General features: G+C 57.6%; 15 protein-coding genes. 6 read left to right on the top strand and 9 right to left on the bottom strand.

Annotated elements, in window-relative coordinates:
- Positions 1 to 463 precede the first annotated feature (463 nt).
- Positions 464 to 856, top strand: coding sequence for a hypothetical protein (locus ET33_RS35195; protein WP_036693753.1), 393 nt, complete (start codon positions 464 to 466; stop codon positions 854 to 856).
- Positions 857 to 931: 75 nt separating this feature from the next.
- Here the strand turns inward: ET33_RS35195 and ET33_RS35190 are convergent, their stop codons facing one another.
- From ET33_RS35190 to ET33_RS35180, 3 genes are all read right to left on the bottom strand, one after another.
- Positions 932 to 1,672 (bottom strand): hypothetical protein, encoded by a 741-nt coding sequence (locus ET33_RS35190; RefSeq protein ID WP_036693751.1) that lies wholly within the window; start codon positions 1,670 to 1,672, stop codon positions 932 to 934.
- Between the two features lie 181 nt (positions 1,673 to 1,853).
- A complete protein-coding gene (locus ET33_RS35185; RefSeq protein ID WP_036693749.1) occupies positions 1,854 to 2,402 on the bottom strand; it encodes a hypothetical protein in 549 nt (182 codons plus the stop codon).
- A gap of 104 nt (positions 2,403 to 2,506) precedes the next feature.
- Positions 2,507 to 4,303: an ABC transporter substrate-binding protein gene (locus ET33_RS35180; RefSeq protein WP_036693748.1), complete on the bottom strand. Its 1,797-nt coding sequence runs from the start codon at positions 4,301 to 4,303 to the stop codon at positions 2,507 to 2,509.
- Between the two features lie 154 nt (positions 4,304 to 4,457).
- On the opposite strand from ET33_RS35180, the gene ET33_RS35175 reads away from it, so the two are divergent.
- The 5 genes from ET33_RS35175 (at position 4,458) to ET33_RS35155 (ending at position 11,783) form a co-directional block, all read left to right on the top strand.
- Positions 4,458 to 4,811 carry a hypothetical protein gene (locus tag ET33_RS35175; RefSeq protein ID WP_036693746.1) on the top strand — a complete coding sequence of 118 codons (354 nt, stop codon included), beginning with the start codon at positions 4,458 to 4,460 and terminating at the stop codon, positions 4,809 to 4,811.
- A 24-nt stretch (positions 4,812 to 4,835) separates the two neighbouring features.
- Positions 4,836 to 6,377, top strand: a complete 1,542-nt coding sequence (locus tag ET33_RS35170; RefSeq protein ID WP_036693744.1) for a DUF4153 domain-containing protein — start codon at positions 4,836 to 4,838, stop codon at positions 6,375 to 6,377.
- Positions 6,378 to 6,458: 81 nt separating this feature from the next.
- Complete coding sequence (locus tag ET33_RS35165; RefSeq protein WP_407668140.1) at positions 6,459 to 9,581, top strand: ATP-binding protein; 3,123 nt, start codon at positions 6,459 to 6,461, stop codon at positions 9,579 to 9,581.
- A 170-nt stretch (positions 9,582 to 9,751) separates the two neighbouring features.
- Entirely contained in the window at positions 9,752 to 10,429 is a 678-nt protein-coding gene (locus tag ET33_RS35160; RefSeq protein ID WP_036693740.1) for a stalk domain-containing protein, read from the top strand.
- Between the two features lie 154 nt (positions 10,430 to 10,583).
- Positions 10,584 to 11,783 carry a DUF418 domain-containing protein gene (locus ET33_RS35155; RefSeq protein WP_036693764.1) on the top strand — a complete coding sequence of 400 codons (1,200 nt, stop codon included), beginning with the start codon at positions 10,584 to 10,586 and terminating at the stop codon, positions 11,781 to 11,783.
- Positions 11,784 to 11,806: 23 nt separating this feature from the next.
- On the opposite strand, the gene ET33_RS35150 is transcribed toward ET33_RS35155, so the two are convergent.
- The 6 genes from ET33_RS35150 to ET33_RS35120 all read right to left on the bottom strand — a co-directional run bounded on the left by ET33_RS35150 (position 11,807) and on the right by ET33_RS35120 (position 18,403).
- The gene (locus ET33_RS35150; RefSeq protein WP_036693737.1) at positions 11,807 to 13,249 is read right to left on the bottom strand and encodes a sensor histidine kinase; all 1,443 of its coding nucleotides are present in this window, start codon (positions 13,247 to 13,249) and stop codon (positions 11,807 to 11,809) included.
- Positions 13,246 to 13,935 carry a response regulator transcription factor gene (locus ET33_RS35145; protein WP_036693734.1) on the bottom strand — a complete coding sequence of 230 codons (690 nt, stop codon included), beginning with the start codon at positions 13,933 to 13,935 and terminating at the stop codon, positions 13,246 to 13,248. Before ET33_RS35145 ends, ET33_RS35150 begins: the two co-directional genes overlap by 4 nt.
- Complete coding sequence (shc, locus tag ET33_RS35140) at positions 13,920 to 15,878, bottom strand: squalene--hopene cyclase (protein ID WP_051776091.1); 1,959 nt, start codon at positions 15,876 to 15,878, stop codon at positions 13,920 to 13,922. Before shc ends, ET33_RS35145 begins: the two co-directional genes overlap by 16 nt.
- A gap of 109 nt (positions 15,879 to 15,987) precedes the next feature.
- On the bottom strand, positions 15,988 to 16,746 hold the full coding sequence (locus ET33_RS35135) for an HAD family hydrolase (RefSeq protein ID WP_036693731.1): 759 nt from the start codon (positions 16,744 to 16,746) through the stop codon (positions 15,988 to 15,990).
- A 245-nt stretch (positions 16,747 to 16,991) separates the two neighbouring features.
- Positions 16,992 to 17,393, bottom strand: coding sequence for a bactofilin family protein (locus tag ET33_RS35125; protein WP_200879279.1), 402 nt, complete (start codon positions 17,391 to 17,393; stop codon positions 16,992 to 16,994).
- A complete protein-coding gene (locus ET33_RS35120; RefSeq protein WP_036693724.1) occupies positions 17,393 to 18,403 on the bottom strand; it encodes a M23 family metallopeptidase in 1,011 nt (336 codons plus the stop codon). Before ET33_RS35120 ends, ET33_RS35125 begins: the two co-directional genes overlap by 1 nt.
- Between the last annotated feature and the right edge of the window lie 109 nt (positions 18,404 to 18,512).

The following is an 18,512-nucleotide window of genomic DNA, read 5'->3' as shown; positions in this document are numbered from 1 at the left end:
TTCTCTGTTCGCAAGAATCCCCTACCTCAGCGGCATTAGCGCAGGTGGTGGGAGTGTTCAAGAATTGCTATAATAAGAATGGGATGATAAGATAAAACATAATATTTGCCAACAATTTCATGAAATTGCCACACCTGGGGCTTAGACGGAGAGAGAGCTGTGCCTCGTTTTTGTGTATAAGAGTGCAACATCCGAAATGCAAGTTTTCGCGAGGCGGCTGGAGAGGCGGAACGGCAGTTGATGGGTTCCAAGAACCTGTCATGAAGACAACGAAATAAAGGGCGAACGGCGTCGATGGACGCAGTCGCCCTTTTCGCAGCTTTATGGCAGGTGTCGTTTCGATGTCCGGACATGTCGTTTTTAGTCATTTACAAGGATGGGAAATTCAGGCGTAACTTTCGTTTGGCACGTCACGTCCAAAGGTATAATCGCGTTAAGGTAAATCCAAGGAGGCGGAAATGAAATGGTAGGAAAGGACCTGAAAAGCTTGTTGTCGCCGCAGGAGCTTGAAGCATTGACGCATAACCCCGAGGGAAACGGATCGGGAAGCGACGGGCGTGCGGAGCCGGAGAGCGAATTGGAGCCGAAGCTGGAACTGGAGCGGCTTCGGCTCGAGACGGCCCGGCTGGACCTGACAGTTGCCCGGCTTATCGAAAGGGTGCAGCAGTTGGAGCTCCGGCTGGAAAGCCGCTCCGCCTACGAAGCGGTCGGGGGCGTTCCCGAGGCGTTCGCAGCAGGCGAATGGAATGCGCAGGAAACCGCTGCCGCAAAAGCCGTTGCGGCCCCGCCCGCGCCGGAGGAGCTGACGCTTTCCCGGGTGAGAACGTACGGCCGCAAAAAGCGGGACCGCTCCTAGGAAGGCGGACTGCCTTTTGCGGCCGCCTCGGGGCTGGAAGCTGCGGAATTCCTTAAGAACCGAAGAGGAGCGCCACTATGACTGCGGCATCCGCGGCGTCAGGAACCGGCCCATTTCCTCCGGCAGCACTTCCGTGTCCGACGGATGGAAGTAGTAGTAGTTGTCGTCGCGAAACAAGCTCTGCTTATGCGCGACCGGCTCGCCGGTTTGAAACACGACGCGGTACTCTTTCGGGTCTTCGCCGGTTACGGCCGGCCGGTAGTTTTCTTTCTTTTGCCCATGTCCGAGCAGCTCCATGAACAGCCCGGTATCGGCTCTTTCGAGCGAACGGAACCGCTGCCAGGCGTCCGCTTGCTTGGAGTAGACATACACGTCGATTCGTATCACCCGCTCGGCCGGCAGGTCCTTGTAGCTCCAGGTATGGGCAAGCTTGCCATCCGCGTTTCTTACGCTGTACAGCTTGTAGCCGCCCACTTCGTTGTCCGCCTTGGCGGCAATCAGCGAGTGGTCCGGGTACCCTTTGACGGCATAAAGGCGTGTGCCTTCCTGTAAAAACGCCGCATCCCCGTCCTTCGTCGCATAGCTCGGGTTGGTGACGGCTCCCTCGACCCTGAACTTCACGGTGCCGACGACCTCATCCGTCGCGGCGTCCGGGGAGGCGGCCACCGCTTCATAGACCCCGTTATATTCCTTTCCGTCCAGCTTGACGAAATCCACCCAATCGATAACGGTATTTCCTGTCTTCAATGGGTCCGTTTTGGCATTGCAGGCGGGCAGTACGAGCAGCAGCAGGCAGAGCAGCAAACGCCAAACCATCGTCGTCACTTCCTTTCGTCCGGTTAACCGGGGAGGGTGTGTGTAACGTAATGGACGCATGCCTTCGTTCGAAAGTTGCGCAGCGGCAAGGGCGAAGGCGTCCCCTACGAAACCCTTACCCGGCTGTAACCGCAATAAAACCGGCCGGACCTCGGAAGGGAGGCGCCGGCCGGCGAATGTTTCAATAGCGGTGTGAGGCGGGGCGCCTTTTCCCGTTCCGGCAGCGCTGCTTGCCGCGGGCCCCGGTTCGGGCGCTACAAACGCACTTTGCACGGTAAGGAACCGTGCGGGCCGTATTCGCCTGAGGAAGGAAGCGGATCGAACCGGCGATGCGGGGAGCGTCCTGATTGACCATTCGCTTGAGCAAGCGGATGGCCGCCCCGTACCTTTTGTAATCGTAATCGTTCGTCTTCGGATCGTAGAAGGCTTCCGGGAGCTCCTCCGGCGTCATATAGGCGAACACGCGGCCGCCATGCTCCGCGAGGAAGACGAGCGGCGAATCGCCGTAGCCTTCGCGGTTCCATTCCTGGCGTGTCATGCGGAATACCAGAATGGCCAGCGCGTCGTCATACACTTTGCCTTTGTACCTGAACCGGAAATGCAGCTCGTTCTCCGTTTCGCTGTTCTGTCTCCGCCGGTCGATGACCGCATACGTCCTCCACCACGTCGGGAAACGGAGGGTAAATCCGTATCTCGCGTTGCGATACACGAAATGGCTCGGCTTGTTCACGTCGCTCGGGTCCCCTTTCGAACCTAAGGTTGTGTTACTACTGTATTCGTAGAAGCCCCGGATTATAATCCCGCGTTATCAAAGCCCCAAAACGCAATCGCCAGTCACGACTTAAACCAGATGTTTTTGAACTGTACCCAATCCAGCGCGTCCAGCGAAATCCCCTTGACGGACTCATGATAGATTGTTTTCAACCGTTTGAAATATAAAAAGTGAAGCACCTGCTTGGCGGTCAAATGCGCTTCAATCGCTTGCAGCAGCGCCGAACGGCGGCTGGACGACGGCTCGCGCAGCGCCTCCTCCATCAGGGCGGAGACCTTGGCTTTGACCGCAGGCTCCAAATGCCTCTGCATGCTTTTGTACAAGTCGATGAGCCGCAGCTCCGCATCATTGTCGAGCATGATGGAGAATAGCAGCAGATCGGCGTGCAGCCGCTGCTCGCTCTTGAACTCCTCCACGGACAGCAGCTTGATGTCCACGGCAAAGCCGGCTTCCTGCAGCAGCGCCTGCACATGCAGCGCATCCGGCTCATAGTGCGTGATCGTGCACAATGTCAGCCGCTGGCCATCATAGGCGGAGCGCTTAAGCAGCGCACGGATGCGGCCGGTTTCGTGGGTAAGCGGCTCCGCTTCCGGCGCCGTGCTTCCGTGTCCGTGGCCGATGAAGCTGTCGGCCGTATAGATGGCGTCGCCGCCGATCCGCTCAAGCAGCTTGCGGCGGTTCAAAGCGGCGCATACCGCGCCCCGCAGCGCAGGGTCGCTGAGCGGTCCCTGCTTCAACAGGTTAAAGGTCAGGAACCGGCACGTCGCCCCCGGCTGCTGCACCTGCTGCCAGGTTTCGGAAGCTTCGTCGGGCAGACGATAGTTGTGGATAATCTGAAAGCTTTCCAGTGTCCGCTCGCTGCCCTGCACCTGCATGTCGGGAATATGCCACAGCTCCACGCGGTCGAGGTGCGCCCGGCCTTGGAAATAGGCGGGAAAAGCGTCGAGCACGCACATGGACGCATCTAAGTGCGTCAACTTGAACGGACCGGTGCCGACGGGGGCGAGCGCAAACCGGTCTCCCAGCTCCTCGCACAGCTCGGCCGGGACGATGGAGGCGCGGTTCGTGCCGGCATATTGAAGCAGCAGCTCGCAAGGCTCGGACAGCCGGATGCTGACCGTAATCGGGTCCACCGCTTCCACGCAGTCAATTTGCCGGTGTACCCAGCTATACAGCGCGCCGACCGCCAGCCGCTTAAGCCTCTCGAATGTGTACTTGACGTCGTCTGCGGTCAATTCCCTGCCGTGGTGGAACTGGATGCCTTTGCGCAGATGGAACGTCCAGACCGTCCGCGCTTCGTTCACCTCCCAAGCGTGAGCGATATGCGGCTCGATCGTTTGGGTCAGCCGGTTGTAGCGCACAAGCGGATCGAACAGTTGGTGCACGAGGTGCGCTTCCGTCCGGAAATTGGTCGTGGCGGGATCGAGCGACAGCAGCGACTGGGTGAGCGGGAACCGCAGCGTATCGAAGCGCTTGCTGCCCTGCATTTCGCTACTGTAGCCGAAATAACCGGCCAACCAGCGGTGGAAGCTGTCCCTGAGCGAGCCTTCGGGCGAAGAGACGTTCAACTGCTCGAGCGCGCCCCGCAAATCTTTGCGCTCGACGAGGTCTTGTGCGATCGAGAGTATGAGATCCTCCGCAGGTTTGTAGAACGTCAGGGCGGATTTTTGGCCGCGCCCGCGCTTCGGCAGCCAATCGAGCCAGGCTTCGCTTTGCATTTTTTTGAGCAGTAGCACGACATTGCGGTGCGTGCAGCCGAGAACGGCCGCCAGTTCGTCGAGATGGACGAGGTGTGGCTGCTGCTCGGCGATATGCGGGTACTGTTCGCGAAGGCGGATATAGTGGTTTGCCAGCTTCATAGAGCAACCTCCGGGGTTTCTGATAAAATATGAAATTTACATTTCAAAATTTACTCTTTTTATTCGTGTTTTTCAAGTTACAATAAACGTGGATAGACAATTCGACAAAATTATAGCGAAATGGAAAATAGTTCAATAACGAGGAGGAATTCGGATGTACTGTCCTTCATGGTCCGATCAAGAGCAAATTCGAGGGGTAAAGCGGCTTCCGCTTACGGTTGCTTGGGGCGACCAACTGCTGTCGGAGGCCGAAGCGGCCGTGAACGCGGCATATACCGACGAGGAAATGCGCAGGGCGGTTTTTGCGCTGGCCCGGCTCGCTTATGGGCGTATTCACGGAAAGGACCTGCTTGACCTGCTGCAAGTCGACGACGAAGAAATTTTACGAGACCTCGTGGGGGATATCGATCCTATACAACAAGCAAGTCCTTACGAATTGCGTCAATGGGCTAATCAATGGAGCCGGCGAATCCGGCAGAGCAAGCATGAGGCGGCCCTGCTGCAATAAGCTTAGAGGAGGCTCGGGAAGCTTATGAAGACGGAATCCGTTCCGGTCCGGAACGAAGGAAAGCTGCTGCTTGCCGCGCTAGGCTGCGCAGTCGTCCATCACTATTTGTTTTACGGAAAAACGTGGGGCGTCTCGTTTCCGCTGTTCGTGTTATTATTTTACGTTTATTATTACTGGGCTGTCCGGGAGAAGCGGGAGCTGAGGCTGGAGCCGTCCATGGCGCTGGCCGTTCCCGTGCTCTTGTTGTCCTTTACTTATGTCGCGCATTCGAACCTGCTTCTGCTCGTTTTTAACGCTTTGGCAGTGCCGCTGCTGATTGTGGCGCACACGACGTGGCATATGTCGGAGGAGCGGCCGAAGACGCCGTTCATCCTCCGCCTGCTTGATCAGGTATTCGTGCAAACGATCAGGTACGTGCCTCAGCCGGTCGTCGTCGCTTTTCGGGCCTTATCGTTCAGGATGAAAGCAGGCCGCTCGCAAGAGCTGATGAAGGTGCTGATCGGTCTGATCGTCTCGATCCCGCTACTTCTTGCGGTCGTCGCCTTGCTGGCTTCGGCCGATTCCATGTTCGATCGCGCGCTGGCCCGGCTGCCGGAGCTGACAAGCGGCCTGGAGCTCGGCCAGACGCTGTTTCGCGCCTTATGGATCGCCTGCATCGCGACAGGATTATTCGCTTACGTGCAGGGCTTGCTTCAAACGAAGCCTTGGTCGCGCTGGGCCACGGAGGAAGAAGACTTTGCCACAGGCTCGGAGCATTCAGCAAACACTCCGGCAATCGCTCCGGCGGCCGCCCGTACGCCATCGGCGGCGGTGCCGCGCATCGATGCGACCGTCGCAGCCACCGTCCTGGTTGTGCTGAACGCCGTATACCTGCTGTTCGCCTTCGTGCAGTTTTCGTACTTCTTCGGAGGCGGAGCCGCCGAGCTGCCGGATGGCATTACTTACGCATCCTATGCGCGAAAAGGCTTTGCCGAGCTGGTTGTCGTTACGCTGATCAATTTGACCGTTCTAATGATCATGCTGTACGGAGTGAAACGTCCGGGGCCCGCCGCCTGGCGGTTTCTGCGCGCGCTGCTCGGAGTGCTCGTCGGCTGCACCGGCATTATGCTGAGCTCCGCCTACTTGCGCCTCTCGATGTACGAGGAGGCTTACGGCTATACCGTGGCCCGGCTGCTCGTGCACGCGTTCATGCTCTTTCTGCTGGTGCTGTTCGTGCTGGCTCTCGTCAAGCTGTGGCGGGAGCGTCTGCCGCTGCTTCGCTGCTATGCGGCCGTCACCGTGACGGCGTACGTCATCGTCAATTACTTCGGCGTCGATGCGGCGGTGACACGGGGCAACATTCAGCGCTACGAGGCGACAGGCAGGCTTGACGCCGCCTATTTGGGCAGCCTGGGCTACGAGGTCGTTCCGCTGCTACTGGAGCTGAAACGGAAACATCCGGACGCTGAAGGGGTAGACGAAGCGCTTCAGAGCTTCCGAAGCCGCATCGAGAGCGGGGAGCCCGCCTCATGGACGGAATTCAACTGGCCCGAATGGAGAGCTGCGAAGGCGTTGGAGGAACAATAGTGCTTAGGCCCCGGCGACATCGAAGCATTTTAATTCGACGGGGCAAAAGGAAAGCAGGAACGCTTGTCGAAATTTACACCTATGACGCAGACATCCAACAAAAACGCCCTCAAAGTGAGTGCCGTTATTTTATTGTTCATCTCCGTTCTCTTTGGCCTTCGCTGGTTTTGGTTTCTGGCCTATGGCTCTCCGGAGCATCCCCGTGCGGTTCAAGGCGTGCTGGATCTGCGGGGCTGGAATCTGGAGCATTCCCGCACCCTTATGCTGGATGGCGAGTGGGAATTTTACCCAGGCGCCTTCCTTTCCCATGAAGACCTAAGGAGTCCGTCTGCCGGCCATCCGAATGTTGTCCAAGTTCCTGGGGACTGGGGCAAAGGCATGCCGGAAGGCTCGAAATCGTCGTTCGGCTACGGGACGTACCGGCTTCGCATTCTGGTCGATCAGCCGTTAAGCCAGCCATACGGCTTCTGGATTCAGGAGATTATGGCCTCGTCCGTTATCGAAATTAACGGCCGAAAGGCAGCCGAAATTGGCCGGCCTGCGGAGAACGCCGGGGCATACGAACCGAGAAAAGTCTCCTACACCGCAACATATGAGCAGGGCGATGTGAAAGAAATCGAACTGCTTGTACGTGCAGCCAATTATGAAAGCCCGGTGAACGGAGGTATTTTAAAGCCTATTCGTTTCGGCTCGCAGGCGGCCATTGACTATGAACGCTGGTATTCCATCGGGTTCCAGCTCGTTACCTTCATCGTGCTGCTGCTGCACGGCTTGTACGCCATCATTCTGTATTTGTTCAACCCGCGCCATAAGGTGCTCCTTATCTTTTTCCTGCTGCTTGCGGACGCGGGCATTTCGGTCGTTTCCGATAACGATAACCTGCTTATGCTGTGGCTGCCGCTTAATTTCGTCTGGGGCTTGAAAATCAAGCTGCTTTCCTACTTGTGGCTGCCTTTCTTCATGCTGCTTCTGGCCAGAAACTTTGACGGTGCTGCCTCCGCTACCCGATGGTTTCGCGGTTATGGCGCCGTGCTGGGAAGTTACTCGGCGTTTCTGCTTGCCGCCTCCCCGCCGCTTATTTACGATTCGATATACGTAAAAGTGTTTTCTTTGCTTTATTTCGCTCCCGTAGTCTGGTTCTTGGTTCTGCTCGGCCGCAAAGTGGCCAGAAACGATCAAGACGCCTTGTTCCTGCTGTTTGCCGCGATGAGCATCGGATCCAGCATCGCCTGGGGATATACCGCAGTGGTGAGCGTCTACTATCCGATCGACATTATCGCAGCCATTATTTGCTTCTCGGCCTACTGGTTCAAGCGGTTTTTCCGCAACGCCGAGGAGAACGCCAAGCTGAACGAGCAGCTGCGAGCGTCCGACAAGCTGAAGGACCAGTTCCTTGCGAATACGTCGCATGAGCTGAGAACGCCGCTGCACGGCATTTTGAATATTGCCCGGACCGTTGCGGCCAAAGAGAAGCATGCCATGGACCGCGCCAGCTTCGAGAACATGGAGTTGCTGATCACGATCAGCCGCCGGATGTCGCAACTGCTCGACGACCTGCTCGACGTGGCGCAGCTCCAGGACAAGCGCATCGTGCTGCAGAAGGAGCCGCTGCGCATTCAAGCCGTCGCCTCCGGCGTCGCCGGGATGCTGCGGTTTATCACCGACTCCAAACCCGTTCAGCTAAAGATGGAGATTGCGGATACGGTGCCGCCGGTATGGGCGGATGAAAAAAGACTTGTGCAAATTTTGTTCAACCTGGTACATAACGCCCTGAAATACACGGACGAAGGAACGGTGGTCATTTCCGCCGAAACCCGTGGCGAGCTGGTGGTCGTTCAGGTCTCCGACAGCGGTATCGGCATGGATGAAGAGACGCAGGCGCGCATCTTTTTGCCGTATGAGCAAGGGCCTCACGGACGAAGCGGCAGCGGGGGAATCGGCCTTGGCTTAAGCATCTGCAAGCAGCTGGTGGAATTGCACGGCGGCGAGCTGACGGTTCGCTCCGAACCGGGGCGGGGTTCCGTATTCGGCTTTGCGCTTCCGCTGGCCGTCCTGTCGGGCGTTCCGCTGGAGCACACTCCGGCATCGCACAATGCTGAAGAGGAGAAAGCGGTGAGTCTATCCGGGGACCTAAGCGGCGTGTGGCCCGACTTGACGTCCGCAGCGCCTTCCTTTGCCGGGGACAAAATGAACATTCTCGCGGTCGATGACGATCCGGTCAACCTGAAGGTACTCGTCGGCATCCTCTCTACGGAGCCGTACCATGTCAGGACCGTTTCGTCGGGCCGGGAAGCGTTGGAATTGCTCGACACGGAGTCTTGGGACTTGCTGATTGCCGACGTCATGATGCCGCATATGTCCGGTTACGAGCTGACACGGCGGGTGAGGGCTCATTATTCCATTTCGGAGCTGCCGGTGCTGCTGCTGACCGCCCGAAGCCAGCCTGCGGACATTTACACCGGATTTTTGTCCGGGGCCAACGATTACGTAACCAAGCCGGTCGATGCGCTCGAGCTGAAGTACCGCATCTGGTCGTTAACGACGCTGAAGCAATCCGTCAACGAACGGCTGCGCATGGAAGCCGCTTATTTGCAGGCGCAGATCCATCCTCATTTTCTGTTCAACACGCTGAACGCGATTATCGTGCTGAGCGACATCGATCCGGATAAAATGCGCGATTTAACCGACGCCTTTGCGTCGTATTTGCGGATCAGCTTCGATTTTTTGAATTCGGGCAGACTGGTGGAGCTTTCCCATGAGCTGGAGCTTGTTAAAGCCTTCCTGTATATCGAGCAGGAACGGTTTGGCGACAGATTATCCGTCGTGTGGGAGGTGGAGCCCGATATGGATTTGATGCTTCCTCCGCTGACGATCCAGCCCCTTGTCGAAAATGCGCTCAAGCACGGCCTCCTTCGCCAAGGGAAGGGCGGTACGGTAATGATCCGGATTGTCCGCCGCGAGGGCTCCGTACTTATTGAAGTCAAGGATAACGGCATTGGGATGGAACAAGAACGAGCTGACCAGCTGCTGAATCTGACGACGAAAAGCCAAGGCGGAATCGGGCTATCCAATACGAATCGACGGCTGAAGCAGCGATATGGGAGAGGCTTATCTATCCATAGCAAGCCCGGCGAAGGCATGACGGTATCGTTCGCGATCCCGGTCCGGGACGAACAGGACGGGACCAGGCGCGAAGAAGCGTGAATCCGATATTTTACAAAAAAGCGGCAAAAGCCCTAAAATAGACAAATTTTCTGGGAAAATAGATGCTGGAAAATAGTAGGTCAAGTCGGTATTTTGATAGAACATGACATCACAGCTCTGCTTCGGAAGACCGGTCTTGCCTTTGATAACCTGGAGGGAGAATAATTCAAATGAACAAGAAGATCGCAGCATCGATGATCGGCCTTTCCCTGCTGCTTACGGCAAGCGCAGGCGTGTACGCTGGAGCGAACCTTCAAGAAATCAAAGCCTACCTGAACGGCGATTTGAAAGTCAAGGTCAACGGACAGCCGGTACAGCTGAACGACGAGCAGGGCAATGCCATCCTGCCGATTACCTACGAAGGCAACACGTACTTGCCGGTACGGGCCGTAGCCGGCGCTTTGAACGTAGCCGTCGACTACGACAAGGAGACAAGCACCGTCCTGCTTGGTGAAAAAGCCGAGGGCGTGGCGATCAAAACGCAGAGGTTTTCCGATGCGGACTACTCCAAGGATAAAAAGCAGACGACCTATGCGAACAAAGATTATCAGGAAGTCCTGTACAATGTGCGGGATGCCGTTCGTTCGGGCTCGTTCATGCTATTCCCGGATAAAAAGTACCAAAAGCTGTATTTGCAGATCGGCGCGGTCGGCGCGGATATCCCGAAGATCAAGATCGAGGACAGCCAAACCAAAGCGCTGCTGAAAGAAGAATCGGTTGCCGTAAAAGACGGCATGAAAACGATCGAAGTCGATATCAGCGGGGTAAAAGAGCTGTTCATCTACTTCGAAAAGATGAAATCGGATGCCGGCTATGTCGTTCCGTTAACGACGTCGTACTATAAATAAGGCTTGTTCCCGAAACCCCGGGTCGCTATGGCGATTCCGGGGTTTTTGCATGGCTCCTTTCGTCCGGCTTTATAAATTTCTTAGAATTGGCCGCTATGATAAGAGCAAGCCGGTCATCCGGCTGAAAGATCGGATTGACGAAAGGAGCCTTATCATGAAACCAACTTCAGCCAACGAACGAATCGTTCTTCTCGATATCGTCCGGGGGATCGCCATTCTCGGCATCCTGTTGGTCAATATGACCTTTTACAGCAGCTCGCTGCAGGCGATTCAAATGCAGATCGAGCAGTGGCCCGGGGTCTGGGACCAAGCGGTGAAGATGCTGGAAAGAATTTTTGTCGACGGAAAATTTATGGCCATGTTTTCCTTCCTGTTCGGGTACGGGATGATGCTGTTTAAGGAACGGGCGGAGCAGAAAGGGAACCGGTTCGGGCGGCTGTACGCCAGAAGGCTGCTGGCGCTTCTTGTCTTCGGGCTGATCCACGGAATCCTGATCTGGTTCGGGGACATTTTGGTGCATTACGCGCTGCTCGGATTTATTTTGCTGTTGTTCCATAAACGCCGGCCAAGGACGCTGCTCATTTGGGCCATCGGCCTTCTGCTGCTGCTTCCGACTGTCTTGGTTGCAACGGGAGCGCCGGCCACCCCCAAGCTCTCGCCGGAAATGATCGCACGCGCACAAAAAATGATTGCACACGATCAACTGGTATACGGCAGCGGCACGTTTGCCGAAATCGGCAAGCAGCGGTTCGGAGACTGGATCATGAGCTTCTTTAACATGATTACGTTTTATCCGCAGATTCTCGGTCTGTTCCTGCTCGGTGCTTATTTTGCCAAACGCCGTGTGTTTCACGACATTTCGGCTCATGCCGGATTGTTGCGAAAGCTGTGCTGGTGGGCGGGCAGCTTCGGGCTGATCACGAATATCGCGGCTGTCCTGCTGCCCGATCAAGCCGCCTTCGCCGGGGCGAAAAACGTGTTTACCTTGCTTGGGGTGCTGCTGGGCTCGCCGCTGCTCGGTTTGGGTTACATCGCTTTGGTCGCTTTATGGTTTAAGCGGTCTCCGCAGCATAGCCCGTTGTCGCTCTTTGCTCCGGTCGGTCGGATGGCGTTTACCAACTATATTCTACAGTCGGTCGTTTGCACGCTGCTGTTTTACGGGTATGGGCTGGGCTGGTACGGGAAGGTCGGGCCTGCGGTAGGCTTGCTGCTGGCATTGGCCGTGTTTGGGGCGCAGATGGTGTGGAGCCGCTTATGGTTCAAGCGGTTTTCGATCGGACCGCTCGAATGGCTCTGGAGAGGATTCACGTATTGGAACAATCCTTCCGCTTCCAAGGCGAAATCCGCAGGATAACGAAAAGAGATGGCCCCGCTAGATTAGGCGGAGGCCATCTCTTTTAGCGTGACACAAATCCTTGCGCCGCCTTCCGGTCGGTTGGACGCGGCGACATGACCGTCATGCTTCTCCGCCAGCTTCTTCACAATGTACAGCCCGAGTCCTGCGTGGCCTTTTTCTTCGGAACGGGACGGGTCCCCCTGGTAAAATTGCTCGAACAGATGCGCGAGGTCGTTCACGCTAAAGCCCCGTCCCGTATCCTTCACCTCGAAGTGCAGCCGCCCGTCCCGATAGCCGATCCGCCAACGGATTTCGCCGCCCTCCGGGGTAAAACGGATACTGTTGGCCATCAGGTTGTCCATGATTTGCTCCAGCCGGAGGAAATCGATTCGCAGCGGTTGATCGGGCGGCAAGCCGTCGGTGTCCAGGTGCAAGGTAACTTGCTTGCTCTCGCACAGCAGCTTGTAGTCATCGCGCTTACGCTCGAAGAACGGAAGGGGCTCGAAGGCGACGGGAGACAACGTGAAATCCGGGTGTTCGATATCCGATATCGTCGTCAGCTCGTCCAGCAGGCGGGCTGCCCGCTCCGTATTTCCCTGGATCGTCCGCAAATAGCGGGGGAGTCGGTCCGGGCGTTGGGCCGCTCCTTCCAGCAGATTGTCCACGTGCCCCTGAATGATCGTCAGCGGCGTGCGCAGGTCATGCGTGATCGCAGCCACCATGTCACGGCGCTGCTGCTCCATCTTCCATTGGGCCGTGAGCGAATCGTGCAGCGCGCGCCGCATCTCCTCGAAAGCGGAGGCCAATTCGGCCAATTCCTTGGAGCCGCCGACATCCGCTAACGTAAAATCCAGATTGCCCTGCTGAATTCGGCGGGCTCCGTCGGTCAATCGGCTGACCGGAGGCTTCAGCCGGGTTCCTAGCCTTCGTGCGAACAGAAACGTGAACAGCATAATGAAGACGAACGGAGCGGCCAAATTGGTAACAATGAGTAAAAACGTAGCCATAGGCTGGTCCGCGTTGCTCGTGACCAAACTTAAATCGTAGCGGAGCACGAACGCGCCGGCGAGACCGCCTTGGGCATCCGATACGGGATAGTACAGCACGATCTTCCCGTTAACACGCTCGTTCGTGTTCATCTTCGACAACAACTCTTCTTTGGAAGAAATGTAGCTTTTATCCATCGTGCCGTACAGAAGTTTGCCCTGGGCATCAAGGACCTGATATTGGATGCCGGCCGCAGGAGTGTGCTCCTCCAGAGCGGTTCTGGAGGCGGGTGTCAAGAGCGCTTCCTTTTGCCCGAGGGCGTATTTGGTAATTTCGGGAATTTGCTTTTCGTAATAGTTTGCCGGGCGTACGGCCTTTTTGTTCGTGAAAATATAATAAGTGCTTGCGCCCCAGACGGCGATGGAGCAGGCGAAGCTCAGAAGCAGAACGAGTAGAAAAGCGACGCCGAATTGGCTGCGGAACGTCAGCTTGTTCATGATGCGCCGGCTCCCATTTTATAGCCGACTCCCCAGACCGTGGCGATATACTCCGTATGCGGGTCCGCCTCCGCCAGCTTGGACCGGATCTTCTTGATGTGCTCGGTCACCGTGGCCGAGTCGCCTTCGGCTTCAAGGCCCCAGACCTTCTCGTAGATGCGTTCCCTCGACAGCACCTGATTCGGGTGCATCATCAGCAGCTGCACGATCTCGAACTCCCGGGCGGTTAAAGGAATCGTCCGGTTCCGGTAATGAAGCTGATAGGCGTCCAAATCCAGCATCAGCTCGCCGAAGTGCAGGATCGACCGGCTCGCCCGCGTCTCGCTGCGGCGCTCCCGGCGCAAATGAGCCTGTACGCGCGCTTTCAATTCCCGGATGCTGAACGGCTTCACCAAATAATCGTCCCCGCCGACCATCAGCCCTTGAATGCGGTCCGTTTCGCTTCCGCGCGCGCTCAGAAACAAAATCGGGCACGTCACCAGCGGGCGTATGGAGCGGCATACTTCCCAGCCGTCGAGCCCCGGCATCATCACGTCGAGAATGATCAGATCGGGCTGTTTCTTCAAAAGCGCGAATACTTCCTCGCCGCCCGAAGCGGTCAGCACGGCGTAGCCTTCATCCGTCAAAGCGTCCTCCATGAACGTCAGAATGTCCCGTTCATCGTCTGCGATTAGGATTTTTTCCATGAATGTAGTCTCCTGTTCGTTGGCTTTCGTACGGTCAGGACGTATTTGTTCCTATAATGCGCCAGCGCCAGCAGCGGCCAGATCGCGTTGTAGCTGTGATAGCGCACGTAAAACGCCCCGGCCAATCCCGCTCCGGTCGGATACTTCGCCGGCCAGGAGGCATCCCCGGCCTCCAGCATGTCCGCCAGCGCACGCGCCGCCCGGTTGATGGCATCGGTCGGCGCCGGATGCACGGCGATCAGCGCATCGAGCGCCCAGGCGGTCTGCGAGGGCGTGCTGGCACCCAGCGGGATGTAGATTTTGGCCCGGTCGCTGCGGCACGACTCGCCGAAGCCGCCGTCCGGGTTTTGGATGCCGGCGAGCCACCGCACCGCATGCTGCAGCTCCGGTTGATCGGGCGGAACCCCGGCGGCCGCGAGTCCGGTTACGGCGGCCCATGTGCCGTAAATGTAGCAGATGCCCCAACGGCCGTACCAGGAGCCGTTCCGCTCCTGGTGGTCAAGCAGCCACCGGACGGCACGCCGGATGAACGGCTGCTCCTGGCGGAGTCCCGCCCAAGTGCCCAAATATTCCAGCGCGCGTCCGGTCAGGTCTGCGGACGAAGCGTCAACCGCCGCCTCCGCGCCGTCAACGGGAAGGGCGGCGAGCAGCGGGGAATTTTTGTTCCGCTCGAAGGCCGGCCAGCCGCCGTCGTCGTTCTGCAGCGACAGCAACCAATGAAGGCCGCGGCTTCTTGCTTCGCCATACCCGGCCTCGGGCCGCCCCGGACTTCGGCGCAGCGCCCGCAGCGCGGCGGTCGTATCGTCCACGTCCGGCACGATCGTATTGACGTCCGAGAACCCCCAGCCGCCGGGAACGGGGTTCGCGACATCGGCGCTCCAATCGCCGAGCTTCGTGTGCTGGCGCGAGAGGAGGTAGGCGTCCGCCCGCCGGATCGCCGGATGCGAGGCCGGCAGCCTCGCTTCCTGCAGCGCATGGCTAAGGAGCGCCGTATCCCAGACGGTGGAGGGCGAGTTTTGGATGTGAAGCTGCCCGTCAGGTTCGCAGGCGAGCGAGATCAGCCCTTGTACCGCTTTTGCGATGACGGGATGCCGTTCGTCGTACCCGAGCGCCAGCAGCGCGTACACCATCAAAATCGTGCTGAACGCATAGCTGTACAGCGTTCCGTTCGGTTCGATCCGCTCAAGCATATAGCGCTCGGCCTGCCGGAGCGCCATTCGGCGGAGCTCCTGCGGCAGGTAGGGCAGCTTATGCAGAGCGCGTTGAATGTCGTTCCACCAGCCGGCGAGGCGCCGGTCTTCCCCGACATCCCTTCCCTCGGCATGCGCCGACCAGCGCTCGCGGGCCGGCAGCAGCTCGGACAAGTCGGTCGTCCCCGCCGTGTTGACTGTGAACTGCCGGACGCCCAATATCGCAATGGGGGCCAAATGCACGCGCGCGTAACTGGAGAAGCGGTAAAAGCTCAGCGGGAACGACCGGGGAAGCAGCAGCAATTCAGGCGGAAAGGGGAACGGCCTCGGCCAAGGATACTGGCCGATGACAGCCAGCATCGTCTTGGTCAACAAGCCGCTGACGTTCCGCAGGCCGCCCTTGGACAAAATAAATCGTCTCGCCCGCGTCATCGCCTCGTTGGAAGCGGGCAGCCCGGCATACCGCAGCGCCGCATAAGCCTCAACTGTCGCCGACAAATGCCCGTCCCCGTCGTCGTAAAACCATTTCCATGCGCCGTCCGCTTCCTGCTTCGATAAAATCCGGTTTGCTAAACGCTGTATAAGGTTCTCGTCCTTTACGTTTAACGATCTTAATAACAGGATTAGATACGCGTCCGTCACGATCCCGTTTTCAAAGCAAAAACGCCACGTCCCGTCCTGCGATTGCCGCGTCAGCAGCATCTGCATCAAACGATCGGTGGCGGTTTCGACGATCCGGTGGAGGCTGCTCATTCTCATCACCCTTTCCCCAACATTGTATGGGGGCTCCCGGCAAATCATGCGCGGGTTCGGGAAGGGTCGGGATGAGCATGCGGGCCTCCGGTCCGGTATTCGGCGGCGGTCAGGAGCCTGCGGCGATTTTCGCGGCCGTATAGTCGCGAATCGCTTCGGGGATGTACCGCAAGGAAGATAGCGTGAAATAAGCGCCTGCAGGTTCAACGTCCACTTCGACCTGATTGTAGGCCCACTCCAGCTCCGCAGGCATGAAAATGGCGTGAATGCCCGCCTTGAGCGCCGGGATAATATCGGTGCGAAGCGAGTTGCCGATCATCCAGGTGTTGCTCCGGTCGAAGCCGTTCGCGCGGATGAGTCCGTCAAGGTATTCGGCGTTTTTATGGCGCGTGACATAGATCCGGTTGCCGAAGAACCGTTCCAGCTCCGCTTCTTTTACCTTGCGCATCTGCACCGTCGGGTCCCCTCCGGTGTACAGATGAAGCGTATGGCCGTCCTGCTGGAGCATGCGGAGCGTCTCTTCCATGTAAGGATACGGCTCGATGCTGTGACCGTAGACGGAGGCGCCGAGCTCGATCAGTCGTTTGACTTCCGCGTCATTTTTGGACCGGCCCATCAAATCGGTATAATATTCGTACGTATCGACGAACGATTGGGGGAAGTGGTCCGGCGCAAAGCCGCTGACAAGCACCCGCTCCAAATCGATTTCCGATTGTTTTTTCTTGATTTCGTCCATGGACAGGTGGTAGCCGTGAAACCACGCTTCCATTTGGTCCGCGAATTGGTCGATCACCATATCGAAAAATTTGTTGCAAAACAGAAGCGTATCGTCCATATCAAACAGTATCGTCTGCTGCGTTTTAGTCATAGCGATGTCTCCTACTCTCTCTGAGCTTTTTGTTGTTTTTTTGAATGCCTTGTTCTTGCATAGGCCAAGAGGCCGGAGAGAAAAAAGGATCGCCGCGAGTTTTTTTCACGAATCCCATCTGCTTAAAATGGAATCCAAGGATTCGTGAAAAACGTGTCTGAGTGAAGGCGAGCCTTTTTTCTCGCAGGCCGGACGCAGCCTGAAAGAAGTCATTCAACCTCAATAACAAAAAGCTTTTCTCTTCATTATAGCACGGCTATGACAAGAGACGCATCCTCCTGCGGCGTTTGGCCCATTTCGCTCTGGCCTTGGAACACGGCCCCCGGCTCGATAATTAGCGTAGCAGCGCGAACGGTGCCGACTAAGCGGCCCGTCGGGGTGATGCGGACGACCCCCTCCGCCTCGACGCGTCCGTCCAGCCTGCCGGCGATGACCACGTCGCGGGCCCGTAGATCGGTGGAGCGAACAATTCCTTTCGCTCCGACCGCTACCTCGCCTGCGGCTTGAAGCACGCCTTGAAACTCGCCTTCGATGCGCACGTCGGCCTCCGAGCGGAATGCTCCTTCGAGGACGCTTCCCTCGCCGATCAGCGAGACGGAGCGCCCGGAACGCGAAGACCGGCTTCGCCAACCGTTCATTCGAAACATCACTTGTTCCTCTCCTTTTTTCGATTATCGCTTGGCATATAGGGGGCAGGATCGGTGCTTTTGCCGCTAAGCAGCACCTCGTAGTGAAGGTGGGGTCCGGTGCTTCGGCCGGTTGTTCCCAGTTGACCGATCGCCTGTCCTTTATCGACCTTATCGCCCCGACTCACCTGTGCGCTGTTCAGATGCATATACCATGTCCGCAGCTCTTTATCGTGTTCGATAACGACGTTATGCCCGTGCAGCTTGTCATAGGCGACCGCGTGAACGACGCCGCTCGCAACCGCATAGACCGGATCGCCCAGCTTGCCTGCTATGTCGATGCCGCGATGGAAGCTGAGCTTTTTCGTAAACGGGTCTTTGCGGTAGCCGTAAGGGGAGGTAACGACTTTGGATAACGTAGGCCATATATCGGGCGTGCGCTGCCACCGCTCCTGCTTCTCCTGAAGCTGCCGCTTCGTTTGCCCGAGCCGGGAGGCGAGCTCCTTCATCTCGGCGTGCAGCTCCGTGTAACGAGCTCCCGTGGCTGCGGCCAGCTCGTGCGTCTGCCCCTCGGTGACGGGGAACGCTTCGCCGCCCATCCCCCCTGTGCCGGCAGAAACGGCTGCGGATACCGGCGGTCCGCCGGCTTCCCGACGCTCGACGCTGGCGGAAGCCAGCTTGTGCAAATCCTGCTCAAGCCGCTTCATCCGCTCCATTTGGCTCCGGACTTCCTCGGCTTGTTTCGAAAGCGCATAAATATCGTTTTGCAGCCGTTCGATGGCTGCGTTTTTCCGGTGTAAATCCTGCTCCAGCTGTACCGTCCGCCCCTTCATCTCCATTGACTTTAGCGAAACGGAAACGGTGGAGTGCAGGCCGCGAATAGAAAGAATGCAGGTCGTCCCGAACAGCAGCAGCATAAGGGAGGCTGCGCACCATAGGGAGGTGCGGGACAGCTTGAGGCGTACCACGCTTCCGTTCGCCTCGGGAATGATGACGAACGTCAGCTTGCTTTGAAACCACGTGAACTTCATGACGGCTCCTTTCGGTGGATCAGTCTCGGTCCGAGGCTGTTATTCGGCGAGGCCGGTCAAGAAATGTCTTCCTTTCTCATACACATACCTAATAGTAAAAGTTTGGTGT

It is taken from the genome of Paenibacillus tyrphae, assembly GCF_000722545.1.
Classification (GTDB): Bacteria; Bacillota; Bacilli; order Paenibacillales; family NBRC-103111; genus Paenibacillus_G; species Paenibacillus_G tyrfis.
Note: the sequence above shows the minus strand (reverse complement) of the source record. Positions and strands in the feature narration are given on the sequence as shown.

Coding starts and splice junctions, on each gene's coding strand:
- ET33_RS35170 (WP_036693744.1), top strand. CDS start 4,836: ATGAAGACGGAATCCGTTCCGGTCCGGAACGAAGGAAAGCTGCTGCTT.
- ET33_RS35155 (WP_036693764.1), top strand. CDS start 10,584: ATGAAACCAACTTCAGCCAACGAACGAATCGTTCTTCTCGATATCGTC.
- ET33_RS35120 (WP_036693724.1), bottom strand. CDS start 18,403: ATGAAGTTCACGTGGTTTCAAAGCAAGCTGACGTTCGTCATCATTCCC.
- ET33_RS35180 (WP_036693748.1), bottom strand. CDS start 4,303: ATGAAGCTGGCAAACCACTATATCCGCCTTCGCGAACAGTACCCGCAT.
- ET33_RS35190 (WP_036693751.1), bottom strand. CDS start 1,672: ATGGTTTGGCGTTTGCTGCTCTGCCTGCTGCTGCTCGTACTGCCCGCC.
- shc (WP_051776091.1), bottom strand. CDS start 15,878: ATGAGCAGCCTCCACCGGATCGTCGAAACCGCCACCGATCGTTTGATG.
- ET33_RS35165 (WP_407668140.1), top strand. CDS start 6,459: ATGACGCAGACATCCAACAAAAACGCCCTCAAAGTGAGTGCCGTTATT.
- ET33_RS35135 (WP_036693731.1), bottom strand. CDS start 16,746: ATGACTAAAACGCAGCAGACGATACTGTTTGATATGGACGATACGCTT.
- ET33_RS35160 (WP_036693740.1), top strand. CDS start 9,752: ATGAACAAGAAGATCGCAGCATCGATGATCGGCCTTTCCCTGCTGCTT.
- ET33_RS35150 (WP_036693737.1), bottom strand. CDS start 13,249: ATGAACAAGCTGACGTTCCGCAGCCAATTCGGCGTCGCTTTTCTACTC.
- ET33_RS35145 (WP_036693734.1), bottom strand. CDS start 13,935: ATGGAAAAAATCCTAATCGCAGACGATGAACGGGACATTCTGACGTTC.
- ET33_RS35175 (WP_036693746.1), top strand. CDS start 4,458: ATGTACTGTCCTTCATGGTCCGATCAAGAGCAAATTCGAGGGGTAAAG.
- ET33_RS35125 (WP_200879279.1), bottom strand. CDS start 17,393: ATGTTTCGAATGAACGGTTGGCGAAGCCGGTCTTCGCGTTCCGGGCGC.
- ET33_RS35195 (WP_036693753.1), top strand. CDS start 464: ATGGTAGGAAAGGACCTGAAAAGCTTGTTGTCGCCGCAGGAGCTTGAA.